Raw genomic sequence first — 26343 nt, forward strand, 5'->3', positions numbered from 1 at the left:
CCCACACCCTTTTTACGGGGTCTTTGGTTCCTGCGCTTGCATCAGGGTTTCAGCAGTCGGCGAATGACCCGGCCCTCGGCCAGCGCGTCCAGGGCCTGGTTGATCTCCTCCAGCGGGCGGGTGTCGCTGTGCAGCAGGTGGACCGGGAGCCTGCCCTCGCGCCAGGCCCTGACGAAGAAGGCGATGTCCTCGGCGGGTCTGGCGTCCCCCATGTAGGAGCCCAGCAGGCGCTTGCCCGCCCCGGCGAAGGTCAGCGCCGGAACCGTGAGTTCCGCATCCGGGTGCGGCAGCCCCACGCAGACCACCGCTCCTCCGCGGGTCAGCACATGAAGCGCCTCGCCGATCACCCGGGCCGAGCCCGAGGCCTCGATCGCCACATCGACCCCGTCACCTGTGGCCTCGGCGACCAGTGCCCGGGCCTGCTCGGGCGTCCCGACGGCGGTGGCCCCGGTGGCCAGGGCGAGTTCGTGCTTTGCCGTGTTGGGATCGATGGCGATGATGCTGCCGGCGCCCACAAGCACCGCCCCCATGACCGCCGCCAGCCCCACGGCACCGAGTCCGTAGACGATCATCGATTGTCCCTTTTCCAGCCGGGCGGTGTGCCTGATGGCCCCGATGCCCGTGAGCACCGCACAGCCGAACATGGCAGCCACCTCGTCGGGCACGTCCTCATCGATCGGCACCACCGATTCGGCGGCGACCACAGCGTGGTCGGCGAAGGCGGATACTCCCAGGTGGTGGTTGATCCGTTCCCCGCCGGCCCCGCGCAGCAGCGCGGGCCCGTGGAGCAGGTCCCCGGCGGCGTTGCTCACCGCGGCCCTGTGGCACAGGGCCGGGCGCCCGGCCGCACAGGCGCGGCATTCGCCGCAGCCGGGCACGAAGACCAGCACGACCTTGGTGCCGATTTCCAGGTGTCCCACTCCCGCGCCCAGGGAGGCGATCCGTCCGACCGCCTCGTGGCCCAGGGCCATGGGCAGCGGACGGGGACGGGAGCCGTTGATGACCGAGAGGTCCGAATGGCACAGGGAGGAATAGATGATCTCCACGCCGACCTCCCCGGCGCGCGGGAGCGGCGTGGCCAGTTCCTCGATGGCCAGCGGCAGGCTCTCGGCATAGCTGCCGCTTCCTTGTCTGGGCAGCTCGCGCAGGATCGCGGCGCGCATCAGGCGTTCCACCCGCCGTCGAGTACATGGGAGGCCCCGGTGACCAGGGAGGCCTGCTCGGCGGCCAGCGGCGGATAGTGGGTGGGTGCCGGCATCTCGGCCATGTCAGGTACCTCCGGAGGGTCGGGCAATGCTCGGTGCATTAGGCCGAGTATTGCCCGGTCCGTCCCGCCATGCAATGCACACCCATGCACACGGTGTGTGCATGCGCTGCCCGGGGGCTCCCCAGCCAGTGGCCGGCGACTAGCTCCGCGTGGGATCCAGGCGTGCGGCGGCGAGCACCTGAGCCAGGTGCAGTCCCGAGGCATCGGTGCCCTCGGAGATCTGGGTGCGGCAGGAGAATCCGTCGGCCAGCACCAAATCGCCCGTCGCCCGCCCACGGATCGCGGGGAAGAGCTCGCGCTCGCCGAGGGTGCGGGAGAGCTCGGCGTGTCCGGGCTCGAACCCCCAGTTTCCGGCCAGCCCGCAGCACCCGGTTTCGATCTCGCGCTCATCAATGCCCACGGAGGCGAGCACCTTGGCCGATGGCGAATGGTCGCCCTGGGAGCGTTCGTGGCAGTGTACCTGGGAGACGGCGCCAACATTGAGCTTGCCGAAGGGCCATGCCACACTTGGTTTCCCGTCGACCGGGACGTGTCTGGCCACCAGTTCGCCGAAGGGAACCACCGCTGCGGCCAGGGCGGCCGCTCGCGGGTCGTTCGGAACGAGCTCGGTGATTTCGTGGCCGAGCATCACGGTGCAGGAGGGCTCCAGCCCGATGACCGGGTAGCCGGCCTCGAGCAGCGGCTCCATGACTTTCAGCGTGTGCCGGATGACCCTGCGGGCCGCATCCAGCTGCCCGGTGGAATGCCAGGTTAGCCCGCAGCAGACGAATCCGTCGGGGATGATGACCGTGTATCCGAGGGCCTCGAGCACCTCGACCGCAGCCTTGCCGGGGCTGGTGTCCAGGTGGTTGTTGAAGGAGTCCGGCCAGAGCACCACGGTCCCGGCCTCGCCCGCAGGGGTGTTGCCGCGTTTCCTGGACCAGGTCTGCAAGGACTCGGGGGCGAAGGAGATCATCTTGCGCGTCGGTTCGATTCCGCCAAGCTTCTTGACCAGGCGTTCGACCGGCTTGAGCCGCAGCAGCGCGTTGGTGGCACCGGCAGCCCCGTGGACCAGATGCAGGATCCGGGTGAGCAACGGCAGCCAGCCCATGGTGTAGTGGGCCATGGGGCGCAGCCGCTTCTCGTAGAAGCGGTGCAGGAATTCGGACTTGTAGGTGGCCATGTCCACGTTCACCGGGCATTCGGAGGCACAGGCCTTGCAGGACAGGCACAGGTCCAATGCCTCCTTGACCTCCTCGGATTTGTAGGCCGAGGGCAGGGACTCGCCGCGGAACATCTCCGACAGCACCCGTGCCCGACCCCGCGTGGAGTGCACCTCGTCGCCGGTGGCTTGGAAGGAGGGGCACATCGCTCCCTCGTCCGAGCGGCACAACCCGACCCCGACGCAGCGGTTGACGCCGTTGACCAGCGAGCCGCGATCGCGGGAGAGCACGTGAACAGGCAACAGTTCGTGCTTGCGCTGCCCGGGCCCGGGGCGCAGTCTGTCATCGATCGTTTCCGGATCGATGAGCACCCCGGGATTGAACAGGTCGGTCGGGTCGAAGATTTTCTTGAAGCCCTTGAACGCGTTCATGGCCTCGGGGCTGTACATCCGGTCCAGCAGTTCGGAGCGGGCACGGCCATCCCCGTGTTCGCCGGAAAGCGATCCACCGTAGCGGGCGACGGTCTCGGCCGCTGCCTCCATGAAGGAGCGGAAGATCCCCATGCCTTCCTCGGTTCCCAGGGTGAAGGAGATGCGCACGTGCACGCATCCCTCCCCGAAGTGCCCAAAGGGGATGCCGCGCAGACCGTGCTCGGCCATCAAGGCATAGAGATCACGCAGGTAGTCGGCAAGGTGCTCGGGAGGAACTGCCGAGTCCTCCCAGGAAGGCCAGGCCTCTCCCCCGTCCGGGAGCCGGGTCACGATACCGGCAGATGCCTCGCGGATACGCCACAGCGCCCGGGCCGAAGCGTGCTCGGTGACTACCACGGCGTCTATGGCACTGACGGCATCCGCGGCCAGGTATTCGGCGGCAAGTGCCTCGGCCAGGGCACGCGCGCCCTCGGGGGTGTCCCCGGCCGTTTCGCAGAAGAGCCAACCACCGGCCCGCTCGATCGATCCGTAGGGTCCGCTCATGCCCGGAAGCTCGGAACCGGCCAGCTCCTGGCCGGGGCGCGAACGCAGGGCATCAAGGAGATCCCCGCCCATGCCCTCCGCCGTGGTGATGCCCGGCCGTCGCATGGTCGCGGCCGCGGCGGCCGCATCAAAGACGGTTTCGAAGGCGAGCACCGTCAGGGCAGTGGCCTTGGGCTTTTGAACCAGCTTCACGGTGAGCTCGGTGATCACCCCGCAGGTGCCCTCGGTGCCGGCAAAGGCGCGGGCGGTGTTGAACCCGTTTTCCGGCAACAGGTAGTGCAACCCGTAGCCGGAGACCTGGCGGGGGAAGCGTCCCAATTCGGTGCGCAGCGTGGACAGGTTCGCATCCCGCAACTTCTTCAGTTCGACATTGAGCTCGTGGTCATCGGTGCCAGTTGAACCGAGGGTGACGGTGGAACCGTCGGCCAGCATGACCTTGACCGATTCGACATTGTCCGCAGCCGTTCCCCAGGCCAGCGAGTGGGACCCGCAGGCATTGTTCGCCACCATGCCCGCCACGGTGCAGCGGCTGTGGGTGGAGGGATCCGGACCATAGGTCAGCCCGAATTCGGCTGCCGCATCTCGCAGGGCATCGCAGATCACCCCGGGCTGGATGCGAGCGGTTCGGGCAACCGGATCGATCTCCAGGATCTTGTTGAAGTGGCGCGAGGTGTCGAGGACCAGGCCCTCGCCGATCGCGTTGCCCGCAACCGAGGTCCCGCCGCCGCGCATCGTGACGCTCAGTCCCTGCTCCTGCGCATAGCCCAGGGCTTCGGCGATATCGTCGTCACTGCGCACTTCCAGCACGGCCGCCGGGACACGCCTGAAAATAGAGGCGTCGGAGATGTAGGCGGCACGGGTGGTCATGTCAGTTCGCAGCCGGGAGCGCATCTCGGCGCTCGCCGATGTCGGCGGGGATGTAAGCGGAAGGGTTTCCATAAGAAGGACCTCTCGTTGGGCAATTGAAACCAGAGTAACATGTTACAGGCATATGAAAGATGCCGTGGGCGAAATGACGCGTCCAGTCGCCGAGATGGGTGAGAGAATCAGGACATGACTAGTCCTGCCTCATCCCCCTTGCCGCAGCGTGGGGCGACCTTGACCGACCAGGTCATGGATTTCGTGCGCGCCGCGGTGATTTCCGGCGAACTCGAAACGGGAAAGCTGTACAGCGTGTATCAAATCGCTGACCTTTTGGGCATATCCCGCTCTCCCGTCCGCGACGGACTGCTGCGCCTCGAAGAGGCGGGCCTGATCGAATTCGCGCGCAACCGCGGTTTTCGCATCATTCCCACCAGCCCGTATGACGTTGCGGAAATCTTTTCACTAAGGCTTGCCCTTGAGGTTCCAGCAGCCTCACGCGCAGCGACTTCCTGTACACCGGAACTCACCGAGGCCTTGGTGGCCCTCGAGAAAAAGATGCGCACGGCCGCTGAGGCCGACGCCGAAGACGAATTCTTCGCCTTCGACCAGGAATTGCACGACTTGATCCTGGGCGCGGCGCGATCGAACCGCGGACGCGACATTGTCAACCGGCTTCGCGTGGCAACTCGCCTTCTTGGCGTCTCAACTGCAGGCAAGCAGCGCACCCTAGCCGACATCATCGAGGAGCACTCACCCATCATCGAGGCCGTCAAAGCGGGCCAAAGCGCAAAAGCCGCCGCGGCCATGCGGGATCACCTCACACGGACCGGGCGGCTTTTGGTTACGCAGGCCATCGCCGCGCAGGGTCTGGACCTGAATCCCGACCAGCTATGGACGGACCTGACGCAGGGCTACTAGTCTTCCTCGGCCACCGGTGACTTGGAGTACTGCAGCACGAACGCGCAGAGCCCCGCGGCCGTCGCGGCGGCAAAGGTGATCCCGGATAGGACATCCTTGCTGCCGCCAACCAGTGCGCCATTGAGCGTCAGCACCCCTACGATCTGGCCGGTCACCAAAATGAGGCCGCCGAGCATAAATGCAGCTAGAAACAGCAAGAACATAAGCTTGATGAATTTCATAGTGTCTCCTTCGTCTTAGAACGGGATGGGCAACCAGCCCATGCCCAACAGCCAGGCAATCACCACGACGGGGATCACGAAATAGGTAATCAGCGGCATGAACATCCTGGTGGGGTTGGCCTCGGCCAGGCCGGCGGCCAAGTAGATCGGCGCACCCACGGGCGGCGAGGCCCCCTCGGTTGAGGTACAGATCAACACAGTAATAATGGCAACCACGGGGTGCACGCCCACGGAGGCCAGCGCCATCACGGCAGGTGCCCCGATGGCTGCGGCGCTCGCGGTCGAGGACAGCGGAGTGGCAACGATGACGGCCATGATGCAGACGATCGCCACGATGGCCGCCTTGGGCAGGGACAGCCCTCCCAGGAATTCGCTGAGCTGGGGACCCACACCGAGCGCTTCCATGATGTTGGACGCGCTCAAGGCAGCAAACAGCGAGACGCCGACGGTGGCAAACTGCGGGATCTCCTTGTTCAACAGCTTCCCGAACGCGGCCTTGCTGGCAAAGAGCCGCTTTCGCCCCTCGATCAGGGCAATCACTGAGATGAGGATCGGCACCCATACGATGATGGAGATTGCGGACATGTTGGATTTGCCAATGACGTCCTCGGTGGCAAGGAATTCGTACAGCGGGCCGAAAGTCACGGCGACCGGAACCGCAATGCCAACGAAGATCAGCAACGAGCGCCAGCCCTCGTGCAGCGCGGTGCGGAGCGGGGTCAGATTCGTCGTATCAGGGAGCGGGATGTTGTCCCTGCGGGTCCAGAAAAAGACCAACACCATGCGGTAGAGCACGCAATAGGCACCGGCAACCCCCAGGGCAACGTACACCTGCCCGGTGGCAACACCCACGGCTGCAGGCATGGCCAACAGGATGAACATCGTGCTGTTGGGAGGCAGTGCCACACCCAAACCTGAGTTGCCTGCCACCAGGGTGGCACTGCGCGTGGAGGACCACCCGTTTTCCTTCATCCATGGGATCGTCACCGATCCCACGGTGGCGGTGTTTCCGGCGGTGGAGCCCGCCACCAAGCCGATGGCAGCCGAACCCAGCGTCGAAACGTAGGCCGATCCGCCGCGTACGCGCCCGAACATTGAGTTCAGGATGTGGATAAGCCGTTCGATCAATCCCGTGGAGGCAACGATGACGCCCATGAAGACGAATGCCAGACCGGCAAACGTGACCTCGGACCGAAAGCCCTCGGCGACCGCATCGTAGAGCAACTTCGGCGCACTTGCGCCGCCAACCAGGGCGCAGGCGATCAACGCAATAATCAGGGCTTCGGAGATACGTCGTTTCAACACGACGTTGATGAGTACTGTGACTGCGATGAAAACGCCGAGTGCCAGCACACCCATGGGCAGCACCTTTCGAATAGGGGGAAATTTGTGTTCTCACACACAGTAGCATGTTACAGGCCACACTCCTGACCTCGCCGATGTCTACCTCTCCCGGGCTCCCCAGTCCTCGTAAAAGCACTCTCCCACATGGCCTTCGACGCGGAGGAAGGGCAGACTGAAGCACCTGAATGATGCGTCGGAGATGGGCCATGCACCACGGGGTCCACGAGGAAAAGCCCTACGGAGGATTGTGGCACTGGCTGCGGTGGCCGCCTTGCTGGCGGGCGTCGCGACACTGGTCTCGGGCAGTGGGCAGGTCGCCGATTTCGGCTGGTTCGCCTACGCGCCCATGAGCGGGGGCGCGTTCGACCCGGGCATGCTTTTTCTCGGCCCGCTGCAGATCACCAGCTGGCTGCTAGTCGTCCTGGCCGCCTGCGCCGCCGCATTCTGGGCGGGCCTGGCCGTGGGCAGGCGCTGGCATTGAGGGCTGCGGCTACGCCCCGACAAGCTCCGCATGCAGCGCATACTCGGCCAGCAGGTCCGCGATGAACCTCTCGGTCGTGTACCCGGGAAGCAGGTCATCGGCAGCACCAACGGTGGCCGGGTCCATCGGGATTTCCATGGCCTGGTAGACGTCGTCCAGCAACGCCCGGATGGGCGAGGAATCCTCGATCACGAACACGCTGGAAAACAGCCAGGCCCCGGACACCACGCGCTGCGCGGTACCCACCAGCTTCACGGCGTTCCGCGTTCGGGACGCCGTCCCCGGCATCCCGTGGACGCTGTATTCCCCGGCGCAGTACTCCCCGGCGATTTCCCCCACCCGCGCGTCGATGCCGCCGCGGCGCAGGGCCTCGGCGTAGAGGGCACCCAGGACCTTGAAGCGGTGCTGGTGCCCCATCATGGCCTCGGCGGCGGGTTCGACATGGTCCACGATCACCGTGCCGCGGTGGTAGGCGGCCGCGCGTCCCCCGGCCTTGCGCACCACCGGGGCAAAGCCGTGTTCCAGCGACCGCGCCACTGCCAGCGCATAGCCGTCCAGGCGCACGTCGCGTTGCCCGAACGCCAGGGTCGGGTCCGGCCGGTAGATCCGCAGCGCCGCCGGCGCATCCCCGTCGCGCACCGCGGTGAGTAGCCCGATCCCTGCCTTCAGGTCCGCCTCCGGATCCCCGGAGGGCTCCTCGATGCGAACGTTCAGCCGGTGATCGACATCGGGATTCCAAAGACTCATGGGCACGATTCTAGGTCCGGATGCGCGGCGGTGAATAATGGATGTCGTGCCGAAACAACATTCACCCCTGATCTTGCTGGGAGGGGCCTCCGGATCCGGAAAGTCCTACCTGGCCCAGCGCTTCGGCCGACCCCACGTGGAGCTGGACAACTTCTACCGCGAGATCTCCGAGCACACCCCCGATGCCCCGTTGCCGCAGACCGGCTACGGCGAAATCGACTGGGACCATCCGGGCACCTGGAATTGCGCCCTGGCCGTGGATGCCCTCATCGAACTGCTCGAAAACGGGGCGACCCAGGTGCCGAACTATTCGATCAGCACCTCCAGCTACGACTCGATGCGCGGGATCGAACTCAACGGCGGGCCTTTGGTCGCCGAGGGGATCTTCGTTTCCGAGATCCTGGCGCCGCTGCAGCGCCTCGGCGTGCCGGTGCAGGCGTACTACATCGAGGTTTCGGCTGTTGGCACCGCGGCCCGGCGCTTCGTGCGTGATGTGCGGGAGCGGCGCAAGCCGCTGCTGTTCCTGCTCAAGCGCGGCTACGCACTCTTCCGTGCCGATCGGCACATCCGAGCACGGCACCTGGACGCCGGATTCTGCCCGATGAAGAAGAAGGCGCTCAAGGCAGTGTTGGCCACCACCACGTCCTGAGCCGATTCCGCGGCGCACCCCCCTTGACCATCGTTGCGGTTCGGGTTGCAATGGACCAGGAGGTCCGGAATTTCGCGACGCCGGGCCGTGGACCCGGAGGTGGCGTGTGCTGGCCCCAACACTTGGCTTGTTCGCCATGCTCGTGGGCATCGGAACAACATGGCTCATGGTCTCCGGGCCCACCCTGAAGCAGGATCCGGATGCCCGGTTCTGGTACGGCTTCTCCGGTCTGAGCGTGCTGGCCCCGCTGGCCCTGGGCGCCGCAGTGCTGAACCCGTTGGCCGGGGTTGCGGTGCTGGCGGCGGTTTCCGGCAGCTGCCTTGCCACCGGCAGGTATCTCACGCGCGAAGCCGAACGGCGAGCCGCCGCGGAAGCAGCATCCAGGCTTGCCGCCGCGCGCTCGGCCTGCGAGGCGCGACACGACCTGGTGCTCAGGGCGTGGAGCCGGTACGAACTGGACCCGGCCGCCGCCATCGAGAACCCGGGGATGAACGACGTGCACGTCCCGGAGACGGCCGCATTGGCCAGGGCCCTGGCGCGGGCCGAGCACCTGCGCCACCGGCGGCCCGCCCCGGAATCCGATGGCCCGGGAGTCGACTACCCGCAGGCCGTCATCGAACTCGAATCGGCATTCCGGCGGGCCGAGCGGGCGCTCGCAAACTCCCCGGGCAACCTGGCCTGAACGGCTAAAGACCTGCCGGGGCCGGCACACCCGCCACGATTGTTTCCGTGGGCAGGCTCAAACCCTCCGGGATGTCGCTGAGCGGCGGATCAGGCCTACTTCCTCTGCGATGCCGCAGGTAAAACACTGAAAGTTCGTTCAAAATGCCCAGTTGCTAGACTCAGCGTATGACTGAAGCTCCCCCCACAGGAACACAAGCCGTAGGGCGCGCCCTTAGCGTGTTGCGTCTGTTGAGCGAAACTGGAACAGAACAGTCAATCAGTGAAGTTGCCGAAAAGCTCGGCCTCTCCTCAGGAACGGCCAACCGCATCATGAGGGCACTGGCCGCCGAGCGCCTCGTGGCACGAAACCCACAGACCGATTCATACTTTCTCGGCAGCGGCGCCGTTCTGCTGGGCCAAGCCGCCCAGCGCGGATTCGGCTTGGACAAGATGCTGCCAATCCTCAAGCGGCTAAACCAGGAAACAGAAGAATCCGTCAATCTATCCATCAGGGAATCCCACGAATCCGTGGTGATGCTGCGGGTTCAATCCACTCTTCCACTTCGCTTCGAGCAGCACACTGGCGCGCGGTTCCCGCTATACACGACGGCGTCCGGCAAGGCAATCCTGGCGTTTTCCCCGAACGCATCAGACTATCTAGGCACATTGCCGACGCGCCTGGAAAAAGTAACGCCCCATTCGCTGGGAACTCGCACGGACCTCGAACAAGTCATTCAGGAAACCCGTGAACGCGGTTTCAGTATTGATGAACAGGAAAACGTCGAGGGTGTTCGCAGCGTCGGCGCTCCGGTTCTTGACGCCTTCGGAAATGCCCAAGCAGCCATCGTCATCCAAGTACCTGCCGTGAGAATGCCAACCTCTCGCGTCAGCGAACTCGGTCAACGAATAATGGTTGCGGCACGGGAAGCTTCGAACTTCGTTCCCCTGGACCGCCCTCTGGCCCCCTAGCTTGCCCCCGCTGCAGCACCTTCCACGGGATTTGCCTGTCCGGAAGCGGGCAGGACATCGAACCGAGCACCAAGGAATATCAAAAAAATGTTCGTGATCCACTTCACAGCCAATAACTTCTGTGCGTATGGTGGACCCCATGATGTGGGGACCCTCCCCACATAGTGAACCAAAGGGGTTTCGAATGTTCGAACAGACCACGAATGAAACAATCTTCACTTGGGCCGCCCCACCGCTCAAGTTTGGTGTTGGAGCTCTCAAGGAAATTGGGTTTGAAGTCGCGGGATTGGGCGCACAATCCTGCCTTGTGATCACCGACGCAGGCGTACGCGATACCGGCATTCCCGACCAAATCGAACAAACACTCGTTGCTGCCGGAATCAAGACGGAGGTCTTTGATGGCGTATCGGTCGAGCCGACCGATGAAAGCATCAACCACGCGGTTGCCTTCGCTCGTGAACATGACTGGGATTGCTACATAGCCGTCGGCGGCGGGTCCGCCATCGATACGGCCAAGGCCGTCAACCTTCTCACCACGCATCCGGGCGAACTACTTGACTACGTCACGGCCCCCATTGGCGCAGGGAAAGCGCCATGGTTGCCCCTGAAACCACTCATCGCGGTGCCAACCACATCCGGGACGGGCTCCGAATCAACTTCCATCTGCGTCATCGATTTCCTCGGACTGCACTTGAAGGCTGGCATCAGCCACGCCAAGCTCCGCCCCACCATGGCCATCGTTGATCCGTTGACGACTGTCTCGCTGCCACGACAGGTTACTGCGGCCAGTGGCATGGACGTTTTGTCCCACGCCCTGGAGAGCTACACCAGCGTCTCCTTCGATTCCAAGCCTGCACCCGAGGACCCAACAAAACGCCCCGCATTCTGCGGAGCCAACCCCATCAGTGACATCTGGTGCGAACAAGCACTTCGGCTGGTCGGCAAATACTTGCGCCGGGCGGTCATGAACGGGCGCGATTTGGAGGCCCGCTACCAAATGTCCCTTGCGTCCACCTCGGCAGGCACGGGCTTTGGAAATGCCGGAACCCACTTGCCGCACGCCAACGCCTACCCAATTGCGGGAGCCGTGAAAAACTACCAGGCGGAAGGCTACCCGGCGATGCCCATGGTCCCCCACGGCCAAGCTGTGTCGGCGACGGCAGCGGCGGTCTTCCGCTGGACCTACGCCGGTGACCCTGTGCGCCACCTCCGTGCCGCGGAGCTTCTCAGCGGCCAGACGTTCACGACCACCGACGGCGCCGACGCGCTGGCTCACGTGCTCACCGAGCTCATGACGGACATTGAAATGCCTGCAGGCCTCCGAAGCTTCGGCTACGGCGAAGAGGACTTGGACATCCTGGTTGAAGGAACCATGAAACAGACACGGCAGCTAGCGGTCGTCCCGCGCCCCGTGTCCCGCGAGGCACTGAAAGCGATCTTCCGGGAGTCGTTGTGAGCGCCGCGGCCGGGAGCCCGGCGCAAACGGAGTTCTCCAAAAAGGACATCCGAACGGTCATGCTGTCTTGCGTGGTTGGCACAACCGTCGAGTGGTATGACTTCTTCCTCTATGGCATGGCCGCTGGGTTGGTCTTCGACAAGCTCTACTTCCCGACCGCCGATCCACTCATCGGGACACTGCTCGCGTTTGCGACTTTTGCCGTCGGCTTTGTTGCCCGACCCATCGGCGGATTGGTCTTTGGGCACATCGGCGACAAGATTGGCCGAAAGACCACATTGGTGACCACGATGTTCATCATGGGCATTGCGACGTTCCTCATCGGGGTCATTCCGTCCTACGAAGCCATCGGCGTTGCCGCACCAATCCTCCTGATAATCATGCGCATCGCCCAAGGTGTTGCCGTTGGCGGCGAGTGGGGAGGCGCAGTGCTCATGGCCGTCGAGTACGCCCCACAAGGGAAACGAGGATTCTACGGCAGCTTCCCACAGATCGGCCTAGCCATCGGGCTGGTCCTGGGCACAGGCGTATTTGCCTTGCTAGGCGGGCTATTGACCGACGACGCGTTCCTCGCATGGGGTTGGCGCATCGCGTTCATGCTCAGCGCGGTATTGGTTGGGGTCGGGCTATTCATCCGACTCAAGGTCATGGAAACCCCCGCGTTCCGCAAGCTGGCATCCGTGGAGGCGAAAGCAACCATCCCGGCACTTGAACTGATGAAGAACCCCAAGAATCGCCGACACATCTTCTTGGGCATGGGCAGCCGCTGGGCGGAAGGGGTCGCGTTCAATCTCTGGGCGGTATTCGTCATTGCCTACGGCACCGGGACCCTTAAGTTGGAGAAGAACACCATACTTCTGGCAGTAATGGCTGCTGCCATAACGATGGTGGTTGCCATTCCGATCATGGGAAAGGTCTCCGATCACATTGACCGACGCAAGATGTACACGGCTGGAGTTCTCATACTTGGAGCCATCACTTACCCCGCGCTGCTGCTCATGGGTACCGGAAACACGCTGGTCGTCGTCGGAACCATCGTAATCGTGCTGGGGATTATCTACCCCATAATCTACGCGCCGGAAGCAGCGCTCTTCTCGGAGCTCTTCCCGACCAGAGTCCGATACAGCGGAATTTCCGTGGTCTACCAGGTCTCCGGGATCTTCGCATCGGGCATGACTCCGCTTCTGCTGGCATTCTTGCTCCGCGAAGCGAATGGTGGCCTTGGCCTGATCGTCGCCTACATCCTGGCCATCACCGTGGTCAGCGCCGTTTGCACCATGGCTATCAGACGCAAGGACATGTTCATCGACGTAGCGGAAGACATTGAAGTCTTGCCTCATCAGCGCGAAGGCTCCGTTGCCTGATCCCACATCCAACCCTGTAGCGGCGTAGGCATACATTTTTGATACAGCACGTTGGGGCTCGCTACTCAGTACGCTGAGGGCGAGCCCCCAAATGCTTGACCCGTGGCGTTCCAAGAACGTATGCAACACTCTCGGGCCTACATTTCGGGCCGCGGGTGCGTTGCGGTCCAAGAATCTACCGCGGCGAACTCTCCGGCCCAAATGAGGGACCTTGCGCGAGACCACGTGCCAGCCGGGAACGGAGGCCGGCGGTCGTGAAAACCTGCCCACGGGTTGCGGTCACATTCCCGCGCCCGGTGCTTCCGTCAGGCGACGGCCAATGCCTTCACCGGTTGAGGACGCGGCGGGCGTCCCCAGGCGATCAGGCGGAGTCAAATGGTGGTGGCGTTTCTGCTCAAGGTCCGTGTCGCCGGCAAGCTCGATTCAGCACAGGTGCCGCCACCGAACATCATCAGCAGAAACCGGGAACACGCCCCGCCTCCGGCCGCTGGAAGGCTACTTTCACGTTAGTCGACCGGTCGAACGCCCCCGGGCCACCTGGCCTCGAGCGCTAGAGGCCTGCCGGGGCCGGACGCACGGTGAGGATCTGTTCGCTGCGCCCGAACGGCCCGTGCACATCGTGCAGCACGGCACTGGTCAGCCCGATGCCGTCGGTTCCATAGGTCTGCTGGGCCTCGATCCCCAGCCACTGCCCCGCAGGCTTGCGGTGCATGTGGATCTGCAGGTCCACGTTCGGGAACATCCAGGAGCCGGGACCCGGTTCCACGCGCGGCGCCACACCGTTGGCGGTGTCCACCATCCCCAGCAGCCTGACCAGGTCCGAGGTGTGGGTGCCTGCCACCATCTCGAAGTCGTTGCGCATCCACACCACGCCCTTGCCCGGGCGGTGTCCGTCGGCGCCACGGAATTCCAGGCCACGGATATACCCGCCGGGCCACGGCGACATGCCGACGAAGGCGGCAAGCTCCTCGGGGTGGATGACCGGGGCGTCCTCGGTGGCCGCCACCGCGGAGCTGTCCAGAGTCTTGAGGCGCCAGCCGCGGGCCACGATGCAGGTGCGCCCCTGCGAAACCATCTGGGCCTCGATGAGCTCGATGGTGCGGCCCGGGCGGATCATCCGGGTCAGAACCTCGAACTCCCCGCCGTGGATGATCCCATGGATATCCAGGCTCACCCGTGCCATGCGCATGTCGCTGCGCGGCTCGAAAAGCTCCAGGGCGTGAACCAACACCCCGGTGGCCGGAGCCATGTGCTGCTCGTGCGGGTTCCAGGCGCCCTGGGCGTGCACGGTGGAGCGGTAGGTGCCCACGCCGGTGGGAAGGTAGTAGAAATCGCCCACCGCGAGTTCCGGAAGATTCTGTTCGGCCGCCGTTTGCGTCATGGTCCTTGCCCCTCGTTCCCGTGGCAACAATGCCACCGTATGTCCGGTTTCCAGCTTAACCAGCAATGCGACGCGGACCACAATCGGACCGGCGGCAATACGCCTGGTGACCAGCACCGACCCCTTGGCGGGCCCCGAGTCGCCCGCGTAGGGTGAGGAACAATCGCCCCGACCCGCAGGAAGAGATACCGATGCCAACTGTCGCCGAAACCATGATCGCAACCCTCAAGGCCAACGGAGTCAAAAGGATCTACGGGGTGGCCGGAGATTCACTCAACGGGCTCACCGACGCCATGCGCAAGGACGGGTCCATCGCCTGGCTGCCGGTTCGGCACGAGGAGACCGCCGCATTCGCCGCCGGCGCCGAAGCGGAAATGACGGGGAACCTCACGGTCTGCGCCGGAAGTTGCGGACCGGGAAACCTGCACCTGATCAACGGCCTCTACGACGCAAACCGCAACCGCGTCCCCGTGCTGGCCATCGCGGCGCACATCCCCACGTCCGAAATCGGCAGCAACTACTTCCAGGAAACCCACCCGGCCGAGCTCTTCCGTGAGGCCAGCGTGTTCTGCGAGACGGTCTCCGCCCCGGAGCAGATGCCGCGGCTGCTGGAGATCGCCATGCGCACCGCGGTCGAGCGGCGCGGGGTCGCGGTGCTGGTCATCCCCGGGGACGTCGCCCTGGCCGAGGCCAAGGGCACCGGTGTCTCGGTGATCACCGCCAGCCGTTCGGCGGTCCTGCCCCACGCCGAGGACCTTGCCCGCGCGGCAGGCCTGCTCAACGCCGCCAAGCGGGTCACCATCCTGGCCGGAGCCGGCGTTGCCGGGGCCCACGCGCAGGTGGTGAACATTGCCGGGGTGTTGGGCGCCCCGGTGGTGCACGCGCTGCGCGGCAAGGAACACATCGAATATGACAATCCCTACGACGTCGGGATGACAGGCCTGCTCGGCTTCGCCTCCGGGTACCGGGCCATGGACGCCGCGGACACCATCCTGCTCCTGGGCACCGACTTCCCCTACCAGCAGTTCTACCCGCAGGACGCGAAAATCATCCAGGTCGATGTGCGCGGGGAACAGCTGGGCAGGCGCACCAAGATCGACGCCGGCCTGGTCGGCACCGTGGCCGACACCCTGGACGTCCTGGTCCCGCTGCTGGAGCGCAAGACCGGCACCACGCACCTGCAGGACGCGCAGAAGCACTACCGCAAGACCCGCGAGAAGCTCGACGACCTGGCCACCCCCTCGCGCAAGGGCGCGAAGATCCATCCGCAATACCTGGCCCGCACCCTGGACGAATTGGCGGACGAAGACGCCGTATTCCTGGCGGATGTCGGATCCCCGGTGGTCTGGGCAGCCCGCTACCTCACCATGAACGGGCGGCGCAGGCTGCTGGGATCCTTCAACCACGGCACCATGGCCAACTCGATCCCCCAGGCCATCGGCGTCCAAGCCTCACATCCGGACCGGCAGGTCGTGACACTCTCGGGCGACGGCGGGCTGGCCATGCTGATGGGCGACCTGCTCACCCTGGTGCAGTCGAAACTTCCGGTCAAGATCGTTGTCTTCAACAACTCCTCGCTGAACTTCGTCGAGCTGGAAATGAAGGCCGCCGGGTTCGTCACCTTCGCCACGGACCTGTCCAACCCGAACTTCGCCGACGTCGCCACGGCCATGGGAATCCGCGGGTTCCGCGTGGCGAATTCGCAGGACCTGCCGCAGGCCCTGCGTGAAGCCCTGGCCCATGACGGACCCGCCCTCGTCGATGTCGTGACCGATCGCCAGGAACTCTCGATGCCGCCGGCCATTTCCGCGGAGCAGGCCAAGGGCTTTGCGCTCTATGCAATCCGTACCGTCTTTTCCGGCAAGGGCGACGAATTGCTGGACCTGGCCGCCACGAACTGGCGCCAGCTCTTTTAGCATCCAACTCCGCAGGCGCCCCGATGTCGGAGGCGCCTGCTTCATGCGTCAGCCAGCGGGTGCCTCCCCCGTCCACGCACCATCCTCGATCGCTCCCACACAATCCATGCCCGGTAGATAAACAACCCTCCGTCGCACCACCTGCGACGGTGTTTGCTGAATCGGCGGCTACCCGGTCGATGGTGCACTCCGTCGACTCAACGACCAGGAGCATGGTTCAAGCCGGCCCGCGTTAAGCAAACCCTCCACGTATCGAATGGGCAGAAAAATCGCAATAAATTTCTGACTTATAGTCAGATGCCTTGCTTAAATCGCAAAACTACGCCTAGTGTTGCAACATGCCTGAACCAGAAAGCCTCCCCTCAGGAATAGCCGAGCGCACTCGTGACGCCATTCGCAACACTGGCCTGCCGCAGCGTGAGATCGCGCGCCGAACAGGATTCGAAGAGTCCAAGCTCTCCAAATCTCTCCGGGGAACCAGAAAGTTCACCAGCGAGGAAATCGTGTCACTGGCAACGGTGACCGGGGTGACTGCCAATTGGCTAATCACCGGGTCGGACTCGAGCCCGACACCCTCCGCTGCGCCGCCGCAAGACATCCTTCCCCAGCGCCATCGGGAGGATGAAAAGCATGCCCAGCGACGTCGAAGCATCATCGAACGAGCCTGGTGGTTGTTCTCCGAACAAGGCTATTCGGCGGTCCGAATGGCTGACATTGCCAAGGATATCGGCGTCAGCACACCCACGGTGCATTACTACTTCCCCACCAAGCAGGCGCTGTTCGCCGAAACTCTTCATTACTCGGTGAAGCTCGCCTACGACCGACAGGTGACCGAGCTGCAACCAATCACGGATCCGGTGGCGCAGCTTAAGCGGCTCATCGAGCTCCAGCTTCCGATTGGGGCGGAAGGCCGTGCCGAATGGTCCATCTGGCTGCAGACCTGGACCAAGCTGGCGGTCAACGAGGAGGGGCTTGGCACCCACTCCCCGGGCTACAGGCGTTGGACATCGACCGTGCGCGACATCATCGCGACGGGCCAGACAACCGGGCATTTCGTGTCCGTCGATCCCGGCACCCTGACCGCCGAGTTGACCGCCATGTTTGACGGCATGGGAATCCAGGTCTTGACCGGAAACCTGACTCCGAGTCAAATGTTCGCAAACATTTGTGGTTTTATCGACCGCACCATCATCCAACAGCAAGGAGCGACATCATGAGTCGTAAAGTCATCGTCACCTGTGCCCTCACCGGGGCCGGAGATACGACCTCGAGGAGCGAACACGTTCCGGTTTCCCCGGACCAGATCGCTGCCGACGCCATCGCCGCCGCCCGAGCCGGGGCCTCCGTGGTGCACATCCACGTCCGGGACATCGCAACGGGCCAGGGTTCACGCGACGTGGCTCTGTACCGCGAGGTCGTGCGCCAGGTGAAGGCCTCGGACGTGGACCCGGTGATCAACCTGACCGCGGGCATGGGCGGGGATCTTTTCATTGATCCCTCCAACCCCACCGTGCACATGCCGGGCACCGATCTGGTTTCCGGCTTGGAGCGCCTGGCCCACGTCGAGGAACTTCGCCCCGAAATCTGCACCATCGACTGCGGTTCGCTGAACTTCGGCGAAGGCTCCCAGCTCTATGTCAGCACCCCCGACATGTTGCGTGAAGGCGCCGCACGGATCCGCGACCTCGGGGTGAAGCCGGAAATGGAAATCTTTGACACCGGCAACCTGTGGTTTGCCAACGTCATGGTCGAGGAGGGCCTCATCGCTCCCCCGCCGCTCTATCAGATCTGCATGGGCATCCCCTACGGAGCACCGACCGATCCCGGCCTACTGCAGGCCATGGTGAACATGCTGCCCGATGGCGCCCAGTGGACCTCGTTTGCCATTGGCCGCAACCAAATGCCGTGGGTCGCGCAATCGGTGCTGCTTGGCGGCCATGTACGCGTGGGCCTGGAAGACAACCTGTACCTGTCCAGGGGGGTCAAGGCCACCAACGCACAGTTGACCGAACGCGCCATCACGATCGTTGAATCGATGGGCCACTCGGTTGCCACCCCGGACGAAGCCCGTGAAATCCTCAAGCTCGATAAGGCGGCCTAAGCATGGTTGATTACCCCAAGTTCGAAGACATCTCGAGTGTTGCCTGCGTTGGCGTGGGCACCATCGGCGGCGGCTGGGCCGCCTACTTCCTGTCCCGCGGCCTGAGCGTCCGTGCGTGGGATCCTTCCCCGGATGCCGAAGCGAAGCTGCGCAGACTCATCGACGCTGCCTGGCCGGCGTTGACCGCGCTCGGTCTGGCCGAGAACGCATCCAAGGACAACTTCACCGTCCACACTGACCTGAAAGAGGCAGTTCGCGGAGTCGGGTTCGTCCAGGAGAGCGCCCCGGAGAACCTCGAACTGAAGCAGGACCTGCTTGCACAGATCGCCGAGGCCGTCTCCCCAAACGTGGTCATTGGCTCCTCCACGTCCGGCTACGGGATGACCGAGATGGCGGAGAAGGCGGAGGACCCATCCCGCCTCGTGGTTGGCCACCCGTTCAATCCCCCCTATCTGATCCCCCTGGTCGAGGTCGTGGGAGGTTCGGCAACGGACCCGCAGGCCACGTCCTGGGCCTCGGGTTGGTACGAATACATCGGGAAGTCAGTGATCACCATGGATCGAGAGGTTCCCGGGTTCATAGCCAACCGATTGCAGGAAGCCCTGTGGCGTGAGGCCCTTCACATGATCGACAACGGCGAAGCCACCGTGGAGCAGATCGACCTGGCCATCACCGACGGGCCCGGACTGCGATGGCCGCTGCAGGGCCCCATGCTCACCTTCCACCTGGCCGGAGGCGAGGGCGGCATGGCACACATGCTTGACCATTTCGGTCCTTCACTCAAATCGCCCTGGACGCGTCTGGACGCGCCCGAACTGACCACCACATTGCGCCAAGATGTCATCGACGGCTGCGACGACGAGGCCGCCGGGCGTTCCATCGGCGAATTGATAGCCCAGCGCGATGCGGCGATCATTGCTGTCCGCCAGGTGGTCGAGGGCATCCGGAATCCGCAAGGGGTGCAGAACAAATGAGCCTGGTTCCGTATCGCTGCACGGTGCTGCAGGACTGGATCGACTACAACGGCCACATGTCCGAGGCCTTCTATGTGTTGGCCTTCGGTGATGCGACCACCTCGGTGATGAACGCCCTGGGCATGGACGACGGCTACCGCCGGTCCAGCGGCTGTTCGCTGTACACGGTTGAGGCGCACGTGCGCTACCTGCGAGAAGCCTCCCTCGCCGAGGAACTGGAAATCACCACCATCATTGTCGCCGCGGGACCCAAGAAGCTGCACCTGGCCCATGAAATGCGCCGCGGGACGGAGCTCATCGCCACGGAGGAAATACTCGGCCTCCACGTGGACCAGGCCACTGGCGCCACGACTCCCTTCCCTGCCGGCATCCTAGGTCAAGTCACCGCCCACGAGCACAGGACCCCCGATTGGAGCGGCCGATCCATCACCGTATGAATCCTTCGCGCCCTTCACGAGAATCGAGTACGTCTTGAATTCCCCCCAATCACCATCTACACGAACGCCGGGCACGGGGCCCGGCCCAAGCCGCCGCGCAATCCTGGGAAGCGGCGTGGCCCTGGGCCTGGGTCTGCTGTTTACCGCTTGCGGTTCGTCCGACACCGCGTTGCAGGAAGCCCCCTCCGGCGATCCGGTCCGCGGAGGATCGCTGCGGGTGGGCCTGGCAGGCGGCGGAGCGGCGGACTCCCTTGACCCCCACGCCCCGGTAAGCACCACGGATATCGCCCGAGTGGTCAACCTGTATGAATCGCTGCTCTACCGGGATGAGAACTTCGAGCTCAAGCCATTGCTGGCCCTCAGCGCCGTCCCGGACGCCACGGCCCGGGTATGGACGGTCAGCCTGCGGCCCGGGGTGGAATTCCACGATGGACGCCCCGTCACTGCCAGGGACGTCGCCTCCACCTTTGCCCGGGTCACCAACCCCGATGACCCCAAGAGTGGTGCCGCCGCCCTGACGATCCTCGACGAGGTCAAGGTCATCGACGAACTGACCGTTGAATTCAGGCTCAATACGCCCACCGCCACTTTTGACGACTCACTGGGCCAATATGCGCTGGGTATTGTTCCCGAAGACTTCGACCTGGAGCACCCGGTCGGAACCGGACCATTCAAGGCTTCCAGCTTCGATCCCGGGCTCCGCTCGGTGTTCGTGCGCAACGATGCGTACTGGCGGGAGCACGAACCTTTCCTGGATGAACTGACCATCCTGAACTTCTCGGACGACGACGCGATGCTCAACGCACTGCTGTCCACGCAGGTCGATGCGATCGGCCAGATCCCGCTGGCCCTGTTGGAAGTCATCTCCGCAGACCCCCGCATCAGTATCCTGAACTCCGAAACCGGAGCCTGGCTTCCCTTCACGATGCGCACCGACAAGGCCCCGTTCGACGATGTCCGGGTCCGCCAGGCATTCCGCCTGGTGGTGGACCGGCAACAGATGATCGAACAGGTCTTGAGCGGCAACGGCTCTTTGGGCAACGACCTCTACGCTCCCTTCGATCCGGGCTACGCCAAGCACCTCCCCCAAAGGACCCAGGACATTTCCACGGCCAAGACACTCCTCGCCGAGGCCGGTTACCCCAACGGGCTGGACATCGAATTGGTCACTGCACCCATCCAGGCCGGCGCCGTGGAATCGGCCCAGGTCTTCGCCCAACAAGCCAAGGCGGCAGGAATCCGGGTGCAGATCCGTCGCGTGGACACCACGACATTCTTTGGTGACGATTACCTTTCGTGGACGTTCGCCCAGGACTTCTGGTACACGCGCAACTTCCAGCCCCAAGTCAACAGCAGCTCACTGCCGACCAGCCCGTTCAATGAAACCCATTGGGACGACCCGGAATTCCTGGCGCTGATCGAATCCGCCAGCACCGAGGTCGATGAAACCAAACGCAATGCACTGATCACCAAGGCGCAGGAGATCGAATACGAGCGCGGCGGATACATCATCTGGGGCCACCCCAACCAGGCAGACGCCTACCAGAGATACGTGGCGGGGCTGATTCCAAACAAGACCGGCCTGGCACTGTCCGGCTTCGAGTTCCGCCGCGCATGGATCGGAGTTACCAAGTGATCGCCCGAATGATCGCCAAACGGCTGCTTGTCAGCCTGGTCATCCTCCTCATCGTCTCCTTGCTGGTGTTCGTGGCCACCCTGCTGCTGCCCGGCGATCCCGCCCAGGCAATCCTGGGCCAGCAGGCCACCCCCGAACGGCTGGCCGCGCTGCGGGAACAAATGAACCTCAACGACCCGGTATGGGTACGCTACTTCACCTGGCTCGGCGGCCTGTTCACCGGAAACCTTGGCTACTCGGCTGCAACCGGTGGTCCCGTCACGGCCCTGCTGTCCGACCGCATCGAATCCTCGCTCGTGCTGATGGGCCTGGCCGCGCTGATTTCCATTCCGGTGGGCATCGTCGTGGGCACCTTCTCCGCCCTGAAGCGTGGACGGGCCTTCGACAACGCAAGCACCGGCGTTTCACTGGTGTTGGCTTCCCTCCCCGAATTCGTGATCGGCATCGGACTGGTCGCGTTGTTCTCAACCACCGTGTTCAAGATCCTTCCCTCTGTGACCATGGCCCCGCCTGGCGAGGCTGTCTGGAACCACCCCGTGCAGCTGGTCCTGCCCACGATTACGCTTGCGCTGGTGGTGACCCCGTACATTGTCCGGATGATGCGTGCCACCATGCTTGAGGTGCTGGATTCCGGGTTCGTGGAAATGGCACGACTCAAGGGTGTGCCCGAGCGCCATGTGGTGCTGCGGCACGCGGTGCCGCACGCGTTGGCCCCCGTCGCGCAGGTCATCGCGATCCAGCTGGCCTGGATGGCCGGCGGCGTGGTTGTGATCGAATTCCTTTTTAGATACCCCGGCATCGGACAGGCACTGGTGGATGCCGTGACCAACCGCGACGTGCAGGTTGTCCAGGCGCTGTCCATCCTGATCGCCGCAGCCTACATCGTGGTGAACCTCCTGGCCGACCTGGTGGGCATCCTCACGAATCCGAAACTACGTACGGAGAAGGCCAAATGAGCACCGTCGATGATGCGGTTGAACGCAACGTTTCCGTCTCCCGCCCGCCTCGGCTCCTGGCACGAATGATGCGCCAGCGCCAGGCCAAGGTCGGCATGGTGCTGACAGTGGTCGTGCTGCTGATCGCCCTGGCCGGGCCGCTGTTGTTGCCGTGGCCGACCGGGCATACCAGCACCGAATTCACGGGGCGTCCGTTCACCGACGTGGGACTGTTCGGCACAGACAACCTGGGTCGGGATGTGCTTTCGCGATTCCTCGACGGCGGGCTGCGACTGATCGTCTACTCGGCGCTTGCCACTGCGCTGGGCATGGTCATCGGTGTTGCCGTGGGCATGACCGCTGCTTACTCCCGCGGCCGGGTCGATGCTCTGATCATGCGCGGCAACGATGTGCTTCTGGCCCTGCCCCAGCTGGTCTTCGCCCTGTTGGCCATCACAGTGCTTGGCCCGCAGGGCTGGGTGCTCGTTGTGGTCATTGGAATCACCCACGCACCGCGCATTGCCCGCGTCACGCGTTCGGCCACCGCATCGGTGATCACCGAGGACTACATCCGGGCCAGTGAAATGTACGCAGTGCCCAAATACAAGATCCTGCTCACCGAGGTTCTGCCCAACATCACCGGCCCGCTAATGGTCGAACTCGGGTTGCGCATGACCTACTCGATTGGCTTTGTCGCGGCGCTGTCCTTCCTCGGACTGGGGATGCAACCACCCACCGCGGACTGGGGCCTGATGATCAACGAAAGCCGGATCGCCCTGGTCGTCCAACCCTGGGGCGTGCTGCTGCCGGTTGCCGCCATCGCAGTGCTGACCGTGGGCACCAACCTCCTGACCGACTCGCTCGCGCGGGCATCGGCCAACATGAATGCGGGGAAATGACAATGACCACAACCATCGTGGACAACGACATCGCGACAAGTGCGCTGTGCGCCACCGACCTTAGGGTACAAACCGATGCCGGGGTGGAAATCCTGCACGGGGTCAGCTTCACCCTGCAGCCGGGCCGCATCCTGGCCCTGGTCGGCGAATCCGGCTCCGGCAAGACGACTGCAGGGCTCGCATGCATGGGGCATTTCCGGCAGGGGTTGTCCAAGGGCACCGGAACGGTGTGCCTGGGCAGCGGGGACAGCGGAAACATCCTGGATCTGCCCGATCAACAATTGCGGCGCCTGCGCGGCAAGGCCATCTCCTATGTGCCCCAGGACCCGTCCTTGTCGCTAAACCCCTCCATGCGCATCGGCGAGCAAATCGCCGAATCCCTGCGCGTACACCAAATCGGTGCCAACGATTCCGAACGCCGGTTGCGTGTGACCGAAGTGCTGGCCGAGGTCGGCCTGGCCAATGACCCCGCCTATCAGCGTCGATACCCCCACCAGCTTTCGGGAGGACAGCAGCAGCGCGTGGGCATTGCCATGGCCTTCGCCTGCCGCCCGTCGGTGATCGTGCTCGACGAGCCGACCACCGGCCTGGACGTCACAACCCAGGCAGTGGTGCTGCAAACCATCGACGAACTGGCCGAACGGCACCAGGTTGCGGGCCTCTACATCACGCACGACTTGGCGGTGGTCGCCGAAATTGCCGACGAGGTCGCAGTCATGCTCGAAGGCGACATCGTGGAGCAGGGAGCCACCGACCAGGTGCTCTTCGCCCCGCGACACGGCTACACCCGCAAGCTGCTCGCCGCAGTTCCCGATCTGGCCGGCAAACGCCGGGTGGGCCAGGTGGAGGCAATCACCGGCGAACAGCCCTTGGTCGTCTCCGGCCCCCACGGTGTCCCGGACACCACCGGTTCCACGCCGCTCATTGATGACGCCAAGCTGCTGCCAGGCGTCATGCCCCGGGCAACGCCAGCCGCGGAGGTGGCCCGTCCGCTGCTGCAACTGCGCGACCTGGCCCTGTCGTATGGGAAACACAAGGTCCTGGACGGGATCGGCTTCCAGCTGCTGGAGGGAGAGTCGATGATGCTACTGGGCGAGTCGGGGTCGGGCAAGACCACTCTTTCGCGCTGTGTGGCCGGACTCAATGACGCCTACAGCGGATCGATCGAGCTTTTCGGCGAGGAGCTGGCCACCGGCACACGGATGCGTTCCTCGGAGGAAAGGCGGCGGATCCAATACATCTTTCAGTCGCCATTCTCCTCACTGAACCCGCGTCGAACGATTGCCGAGTCGGTGGGCGTCCCATTGCAAATGTCGGGAATCAATGACAAGCGCAAGCGCCGCGCCTTGGTCCTGGAAGCCCTGAACCAGGTAAAGCTCGGCGAACGCTACATGGAACGCCGTCCCGGAGATCTCAGTGGCGGTGAACGCCAGCGCGCAGCAATCGCCCGTGCCCTGGTCAATGCCCCATCGCTGCTGGTCTGCGATGAGATCACCAGCGCCCTTGACGTCTCGGTTCAAGCCTCGATCCTCGATCTATTGCGCACGCTGCAAACCGACCACAACATGTCGATGCTTTTTGTCACGCACAACATTGCCCTGGCCCGGCATATTTCCCAGCGTCTTGCCGTATTGCAAAAGGGCAAGATCGTGGACATGGGCACCACCGAAGAAGTGCTCAACAACCCGCAGCACCACTACACGCAGGAACTGCTGGCCAACGTCCCGGCTTTCAAGTAAGGAAGAATATGAACACGTCGCTTGAAAAACCCCTGACCAGCCACAATGATGGGCTGCCACAACCCGGGTTCGAGATGCTGTCCGGAGTCTTCGCCCGGCACTTGGCAGCCGCGGAAGGTGGCATGGCCTTTTGCGTGTACCGCGACGGGAAGCCCTTGGCCCGGTTCTATGGAGGAACCACCGTCAAGAATGGCACCACCCCGGCTCCGGGAACCGGACCGCAGCAGGCGTGGTCGGAAAAAACCATGGCCGTCCTGTTTTCCGGAACAAAGGGACTGATGGCCACCATTGCCGCGATCCTGATTGACCGCCGCCTGTTGGACCCGGAGGCCACCATCGCCTCATACTGGCCGGAATTCGCAATGGCCGGGAAAAAAGATGTCACCGTTGCCCAGGTGCTCAACCACACCGTTGGCTTGGTCTATGTTGACCCCGACCCCGCACAGGACCTGCGATACGACAACCGGGCCATGGCAGCGGTCTTGGCCGCCCAGTCCCCTTTGTGGGAGCCGGGCACCAAGGTCGCCTACCACGCGCTGACCTACGGATATCTGGTTGCCGAGCTGTTCCTCCGGGTTACCGGAATGACTCCGGGAGAGCTGGTCCGTGAATTGCTCGCCGGGCCCCTGGAACTGGACGTGCACTTGGGCCTGCCCGAATCCTTGGACAGGCGACTGGCCACCATTTTTCGGTCGCAGAACTATGCCATCTCCACGTTCCTCCAGGATCCTGAGCGGCGGAAGCTCGTGGATCGGATGTACGCCGGCTCCCTCACGGGAAACGGAGACCCGTTTAATTCCCTGGGCATGAGACGAGCGGAGATGGCTTCCGGTGGAGGAATCGGCACCGCCGACGCGATGGCTTCGCTCTATTCCCAACTGGCTACGCCGCTTTCACCGTTGGTGTCCGCCGAGGCCCTGAAGTCCTCCACGACGACCTGGTCAGAAGGCGTGGACGCGGTCAATGACCGGCCACTGCGCTTCGGGCTTGGCTATGAGTTGGCCGATCCCCTGGGAACCTATGGTCCGGTCACCCCTGCCTTCGGGCATTCCGGAGCCGGAGGCGGGTTGCATGGGGCCTGGCCAGAAAAGAACATCGGATTCTCGTTCTTGACCAACGAAATGCGTGCGGAAGACCAAGACCGCCGGGCCAAGGACCTGCTGGGAGCGCTCGCTCGCATTGTTTGACCCATCCGGTAGTGGCGGGACGGGGGGGGGGGGCCCGCCCGGGGGCGCCCCCCCCCCCCAGGGGCGGCACCGAGGAGGA

The 26343-nt window shown here is 64.0% G+C and carries 23 protein-coding genes; 17 read left to right on the forward strand and 6 right to left on the reverse strand.

Annotated elements, in window-relative coordinates:
- Positions 1–41 precede the first annotated feature (41 nt).
- Both ACLQ7E_RS08100 and ACLQ7E_RS08105 read right to left on the reverse strand, forming a co-directional pair.
- Positions 42–1163: a zinc-binding dehydrogenase gene (locus tag ACLQ7E_RS08100; protein ID WP_411732067.1), complete on the reverse strand. Its 1122-nt coding sequence runs from the start codon at positions 1161–1163 to the stop codon at positions 42–44.
- Positions 1164–1406: 243 nt separating this feature from the next.
- A complete protein-coding gene (locus ACLQ7E_RS08105; RefSeq protein ID WP_411732068.1) occupies positions 1407–4322 on the reverse strand; it encodes an FAD-binding and (Fe-S)-binding domain-containing protein in 2916 nt (971 codons plus the stop codon).
- Positions 4323–4481: 159 nt separating this feature from the next.
- On the opposite strand from ACLQ7E_RS08105, the gene ACLQ7E_RS08110 reads away from it, so the two are divergent.
- The gene (locus tag ACLQ7E_RS08110) at positions 4482–5165 is read left to right on the forward strand and encodes a GntR family transcriptional regulator (protein WP_411732069.1); all 684 of its coding nucleotides are present in this window, start codon (positions 4482–4484) and stop codon (positions 5163–5165) included.
- Here the strand turns inward: ACLQ7E_RS08110 and ACLQ7E_RS08115 are convergent.
- Positions 5162–5386, reverse strand: a complete 225-nt coding sequence (locus ACLQ7E_RS08115) for a hypothetical protein (RefSeq protein ID WP_411732070.1) — start codon at positions 5384–5386, stop codon at positions 5162–5164. The two genes, ACLQ7E_RS08110 and ACLQ7E_RS08115, sit on opposite strands and share 4 nt — an antisense overlap.
- Before the next feature lie 15 nt (positions 5387–5401).
- Entirely contained in the window at positions 5402–6745 is a 1344-nt protein-coding gene (locus ACLQ7E_RS08120) for a TRAP transporter large permease subunit (protein ID WP_411732071.1), read from the reverse strand.
- A 184-nt stretch (positions 6746–6929) separates the two neighbouring features.
- Here ACLQ7E_RS08120 and ACLQ7E_RS08125 point away from each other — a divergent pair, with 184 nt between their 5' ends.
- Positions 6930–7211 (forward strand): hypothetical protein, encoded by a 282-nt coding sequence (locus ACLQ7E_RS08125; protein WP_411732072.1) that lies wholly within the window; start codon positions 6930–6932, stop codon positions 7209–7211.
- 9 nt (positions 7212–7220) lie between these two features.
- On the opposite strand, the gene ACLQ7E_RS08130 is transcribed toward ACLQ7E_RS08125, so the two are convergent.
- The gene (locus ACLQ7E_RS08130) at positions 7221–7958 is read right to left on the reverse strand and encodes a biotin/lipoate A/B protein ligase family protein (protein WP_411732073.1); all 738 of its coding nucleotides are present in this window, start codon (positions 7956–7958) and stop codon (positions 7221–7223) included.
- Positions 7959–7995: 37 nt separating this feature from the next.
- Between ACLQ7E_RS08130 and ACLQ7E_RS08135 the strand changes: the two genes are divergently transcribed.
- The 5 genes from ACLQ7E_RS08135 to ACLQ7E_RS08155 all read left to right on the forward strand — a co-directional run bounded on the left by ACLQ7E_RS08135 (position 7996) and on the right by ACLQ7E_RS08155 (position 13059).
- Positions 7996–8607: a uridine kinase gene (locus ACLQ7E_RS08135; RefSeq protein ID WP_411732074.1), complete on the forward strand. Its 612-nt coding sequence runs from the start codon at positions 7996–7998 to the stop codon at positions 8605–8607.
- A 106-nt stretch (positions 8608–8713) separates the two neighbouring features.
- Complete coding sequence (locus ACLQ7E_RS08140) at positions 8714–9289, forward strand: hypothetical protein (RefSeq protein ID WP_411732075.1); 576 nt, start codon at positions 8714–8716, stop codon at positions 9287–9289.
- 167 nt (positions 9290–9456) lie between these two features.
- Entirely contained in the window at positions 9457–10239 is a 783-nt protein-coding gene (locus ACLQ7E_RS08145) for an IclR family transcriptional regulator (protein ID WP_411732076.1), read from the forward strand.
- 184 nt (positions 10240–10423) lie between these two features.
- Positions 10424–11695, forward strand: a complete 1272-nt coding sequence (locus tag ACLQ7E_RS08150) for a hydroxyacid-oxoacid transhydrogenase (protein ID WP_411732077.1) — start codon at positions 10424–10426, stop codon at positions 11693–11695.
- Between the two features lie 71 nt (positions 11696–11766).
- Positions 11767–13059 (forward strand): MFS transporter, encoded by a 1293-nt coding sequence (locus ACLQ7E_RS08155; protein ID WP_411732078.1) that lies wholly within the window; start codon positions 11767–11769, stop codon positions 13057–13059.
- Positions 13060–13609: 550 nt separating this feature from the next.
- Here ACLQ7E_RS08155 and ACLQ7E_RS08160 read toward each other — a convergent pair.
- Complete coding sequence (locus ACLQ7E_RS08160; protein ID WP_411732079.1) at positions 13610–14440, reverse strand: thioesterase family protein; 831 nt, start codon at positions 14438–14440, stop codon at positions 13610–13612.
- A gap of 191 nt (positions 14441–14631) precedes the next feature.
- Between ACLQ7E_RS08160 and poxB the strand changes: the two genes are divergently transcribed.
- From poxB to ACLQ7E_RS08210, 10 genes are all read left to right on the forward strand, one after another.
- Positions 14632–16356 (forward strand): ubiquinone-dependent pyruvate dehydrogenase, encoded by a 1725-nt coding sequence (poxB, locus tag ACLQ7E_RS08165; protein ID WP_411732080.1) that lies wholly within the window; start codon positions 14632–14634, stop codon positions 16354–16356.
- Between the two features lie 338 nt (positions 16357–16694).
- Complete coding sequence (locus tag ACLQ7E_RS08170) at positions 16695–17573, forward strand: TetR family transcriptional regulator (protein WP_411732081.1); 879 nt, start codon at positions 16695–16697, stop codon at positions 17571–17573.
- Entirely contained in the window at positions 17570–18457 is an 888-nt protein-coding gene (locus ACLQ7E_RS08175; RefSeq protein WP_411732082.1) for a 3-keto-5-aminohexanoate cleavage protein, read from the forward strand. Before ACLQ7E_RS08170 ends, ACLQ7E_RS08175 begins: the two co-directional genes overlap by 4 nt.
- A gap of 2 nt (positions 18458–18459) precedes the next feature.
- Positions 18460–19431 carry a 3-hydroxyacyl-CoA dehydrogenase NAD-binding domain-containing protein gene (locus ACLQ7E_RS08180; protein ID WP_411732083.1) on the forward strand — a complete coding sequence of 324 codons (972 nt, stop codon included), beginning with the start codon at positions 18460–18462 and terminating at the stop codon, positions 19429–19431.
- Positions 19428–19868, forward strand: a complete 441-nt coding sequence (locus tag ACLQ7E_RS08185) for a thioesterase family protein (protein ID WP_411732084.1) — start codon at positions 19428–19430, stop codon at positions 19866–19868. The genes ACLQ7E_RS08180 and ACLQ7E_RS08185 overlap by 4 nt, the downstream gene beginning before the upstream one ends.
- A 115-nt stretch (positions 19869–19983) precedes the next feature.
- A complete protein-coding gene (locus ACLQ7E_RS08190) occupies positions 19984–21504 on the forward strand; it encodes an ABC transporter substrate-binding protein (protein WP_411732085.1) in 1521 nt (506 codons plus the stop codon).
- Positions 21505–21512: 8 nt separating this feature from the next.
- On the forward strand, positions 21513–22460 hold the full coding sequence (locus tag ACLQ7E_RS08195; RefSeq protein ID WP_411732086.1) for an ABC transporter permease: 948 nt from the start codon (positions 21513–21515) through the stop codon (positions 22458–22460).
- Positions 22457–23338, forward strand: a complete 882-nt coding sequence (locus ACLQ7E_RS08200) for an ABC transporter permease (RefSeq protein WP_411732087.1) — start codon at positions 22457–22459, stop codon at positions 23336–23338. Before ACLQ7E_RS08195 ends, ACLQ7E_RS08200 begins: the two co-directional genes overlap by 4 nt.
- Positions 23335–25077: a dipeptide ABC transporter ATP-binding protein gene (locus ACLQ7E_RS08205; protein ID WP_411732088.1), complete on the forward strand. Its 1743-nt coding sequence runs from the start codon at positions 23335–23337 to the stop codon at positions 25075–25077. Before ACLQ7E_RS08200 ends, ACLQ7E_RS08205 begins: the two co-directional genes overlap by 4 nt.
- Positions 25078–25085: 8 nt before the next feature.
- The gene (locus tag ACLQ7E_RS08210; protein WP_411732089.1) at positions 25086–26264 is read left to right on the forward strand and encodes a serine hydrolase domain-containing protein; all 1179 of its coding nucleotides are present in this window, start codon (positions 25086–25088) and stop codon (positions 26262–26264) included.
- Positions 26265–26343 lie beyond the last annotated feature (79 nt).

Source organism: Paeniglutamicibacter sp. (assembly GCF_046714615.1).
Classification (GTDB): domain Bacteria; phylum Actinomycetota; class Actinomycetes; order Actinomycetales; family Micrococcaceae; genus Paeniglutamicibacter.

Coding starts and splice junctions, on each gene's coding strand:
- ACLQ7E_RS08175 (WP_411732082.1), top strand. CDS start 17,570: ATGAGTCGTAAAGTCATCGTCACCTGTGCCCTCACCGGGGCCGGAGAT.
- ACLQ7E_RS08200 (WP_411732087.1), top strand. CDS start 22,457: ATGAGCACCGTCGATGATGCGGTTGAACGCAACGTTTCCGTCTCCCGC.
- ACLQ7E_RS08120 (WP_411732071.1), bottom strand. CDS start 6,745: ATGGGTGTGCTGGCACTCGGCGTTTTCATCGCAGTCACAGTACTCATC.
- ACLQ7E_RS08100 (WP_411732067.1), bottom strand. CDS start 1,163: ATGCGCGCCGCGATCCTGCGCGAGCTGCCCAGACAAGGAAGCGGCAGC.
- ACLQ7E_RS08160 (WP_411732079.1), bottom strand. CDS start 14,440: ATGACGCAAACGGCGGCCGAACAGAATCTTCCGGAACTCGCGGTGGGC.
- ACLQ7E_RS08170 (WP_411732081.1), top strand. CDS start 16,695: ATGCCTGAACCAGAAAGCCTCCCCTCAGGAATAGCCGAGCGCACTCGT.
- ACLQ7E_RS08205 (WP_411732088.1), top strand. CDS start 23,335: ATGACAATGACCACAACCATCGTGGACAACGACATCGCGACAAGTGCG.
- ACLQ7E_RS08180 (WP_411732083.1), top strand. CDS start 18,460: ATGGTTGATTACCCCAAGTTCGAAGACATCTCGAGTGTTGCCTGCGTT.
- ACLQ7E_RS08185 (WP_411732084.1), top strand. CDS start 19,428: ATGAGCCTGGTTCCGTATCGCTGCACGGTGCTGCAGGACTGGATCGAC.
- ACLQ7E_RS08125 (WP_411732072.1), top strand. CDS start 6,930: ATGGGCCATGCACCACGGGGTCCACGAGGAAAAGCCCTACGGAGGATT.
- ACLQ7E_RS08195 (WP_411732086.1), top strand. CDS start 21,513: ATGATCGCCAAACGGCTGCTTGTCAGCCTGGTCATCCTCCTCATCGTC.
- poxB (WP_411732080.1), top strand. CDS start 14,632: ATGCCAACTGTCGCCGAAACCATGATCGCAACCCTCAAGGCCAACGGA.
- ACLQ7E_RS08105 (WP_411732068.1), bottom strand. CDS start 4,322: ATGGAAACCCTTCCGCTTACATCCCCGCCGACATCGGCGAGCGCCGAG.
- ACLQ7E_RS08115 (WP_411732070.1), bottom strand. CDS start 5,386: ATGAAATTCATCAAGCTTATGTTCTTGCTGTTTCTAGCTGCATTTATG.
- ACLQ7E_RS08145 (WP_411732076.1), top strand. CDS start 9,457: ATGACTGAAGCTCCCCCCACAGGAACACAAGCCGTAGGGCGCGCCCTT.
- ACLQ7E_RS08130 (WP_411732073.1), bottom strand. CDS start 7,958: ATGAGTCTTTGGAATCCCGATGTCGATCACCGGCTGAACGTTCGCATC.
- ACLQ7E_RS08210 (WP_411732089.1), top strand. CDS start 25,086: ATGAACACGTCGCTTGAAAAACCCCTGACCAGCCACAATGATGGGCTG.
- ACLQ7E_RS08150 (WP_411732077.1), top strand. CDS start 10,424: ATGTTCGAACAGACCACGAATGAAACAATCTTCACTTGGGCCGCCCCA.
- ACLQ7E_RS08135 (WP_411732074.1), top strand. CDS start 7,996: ATGGATGTCGTGCCGAAACAACATTCACCCCTGATCTTGCTGGGAGGG.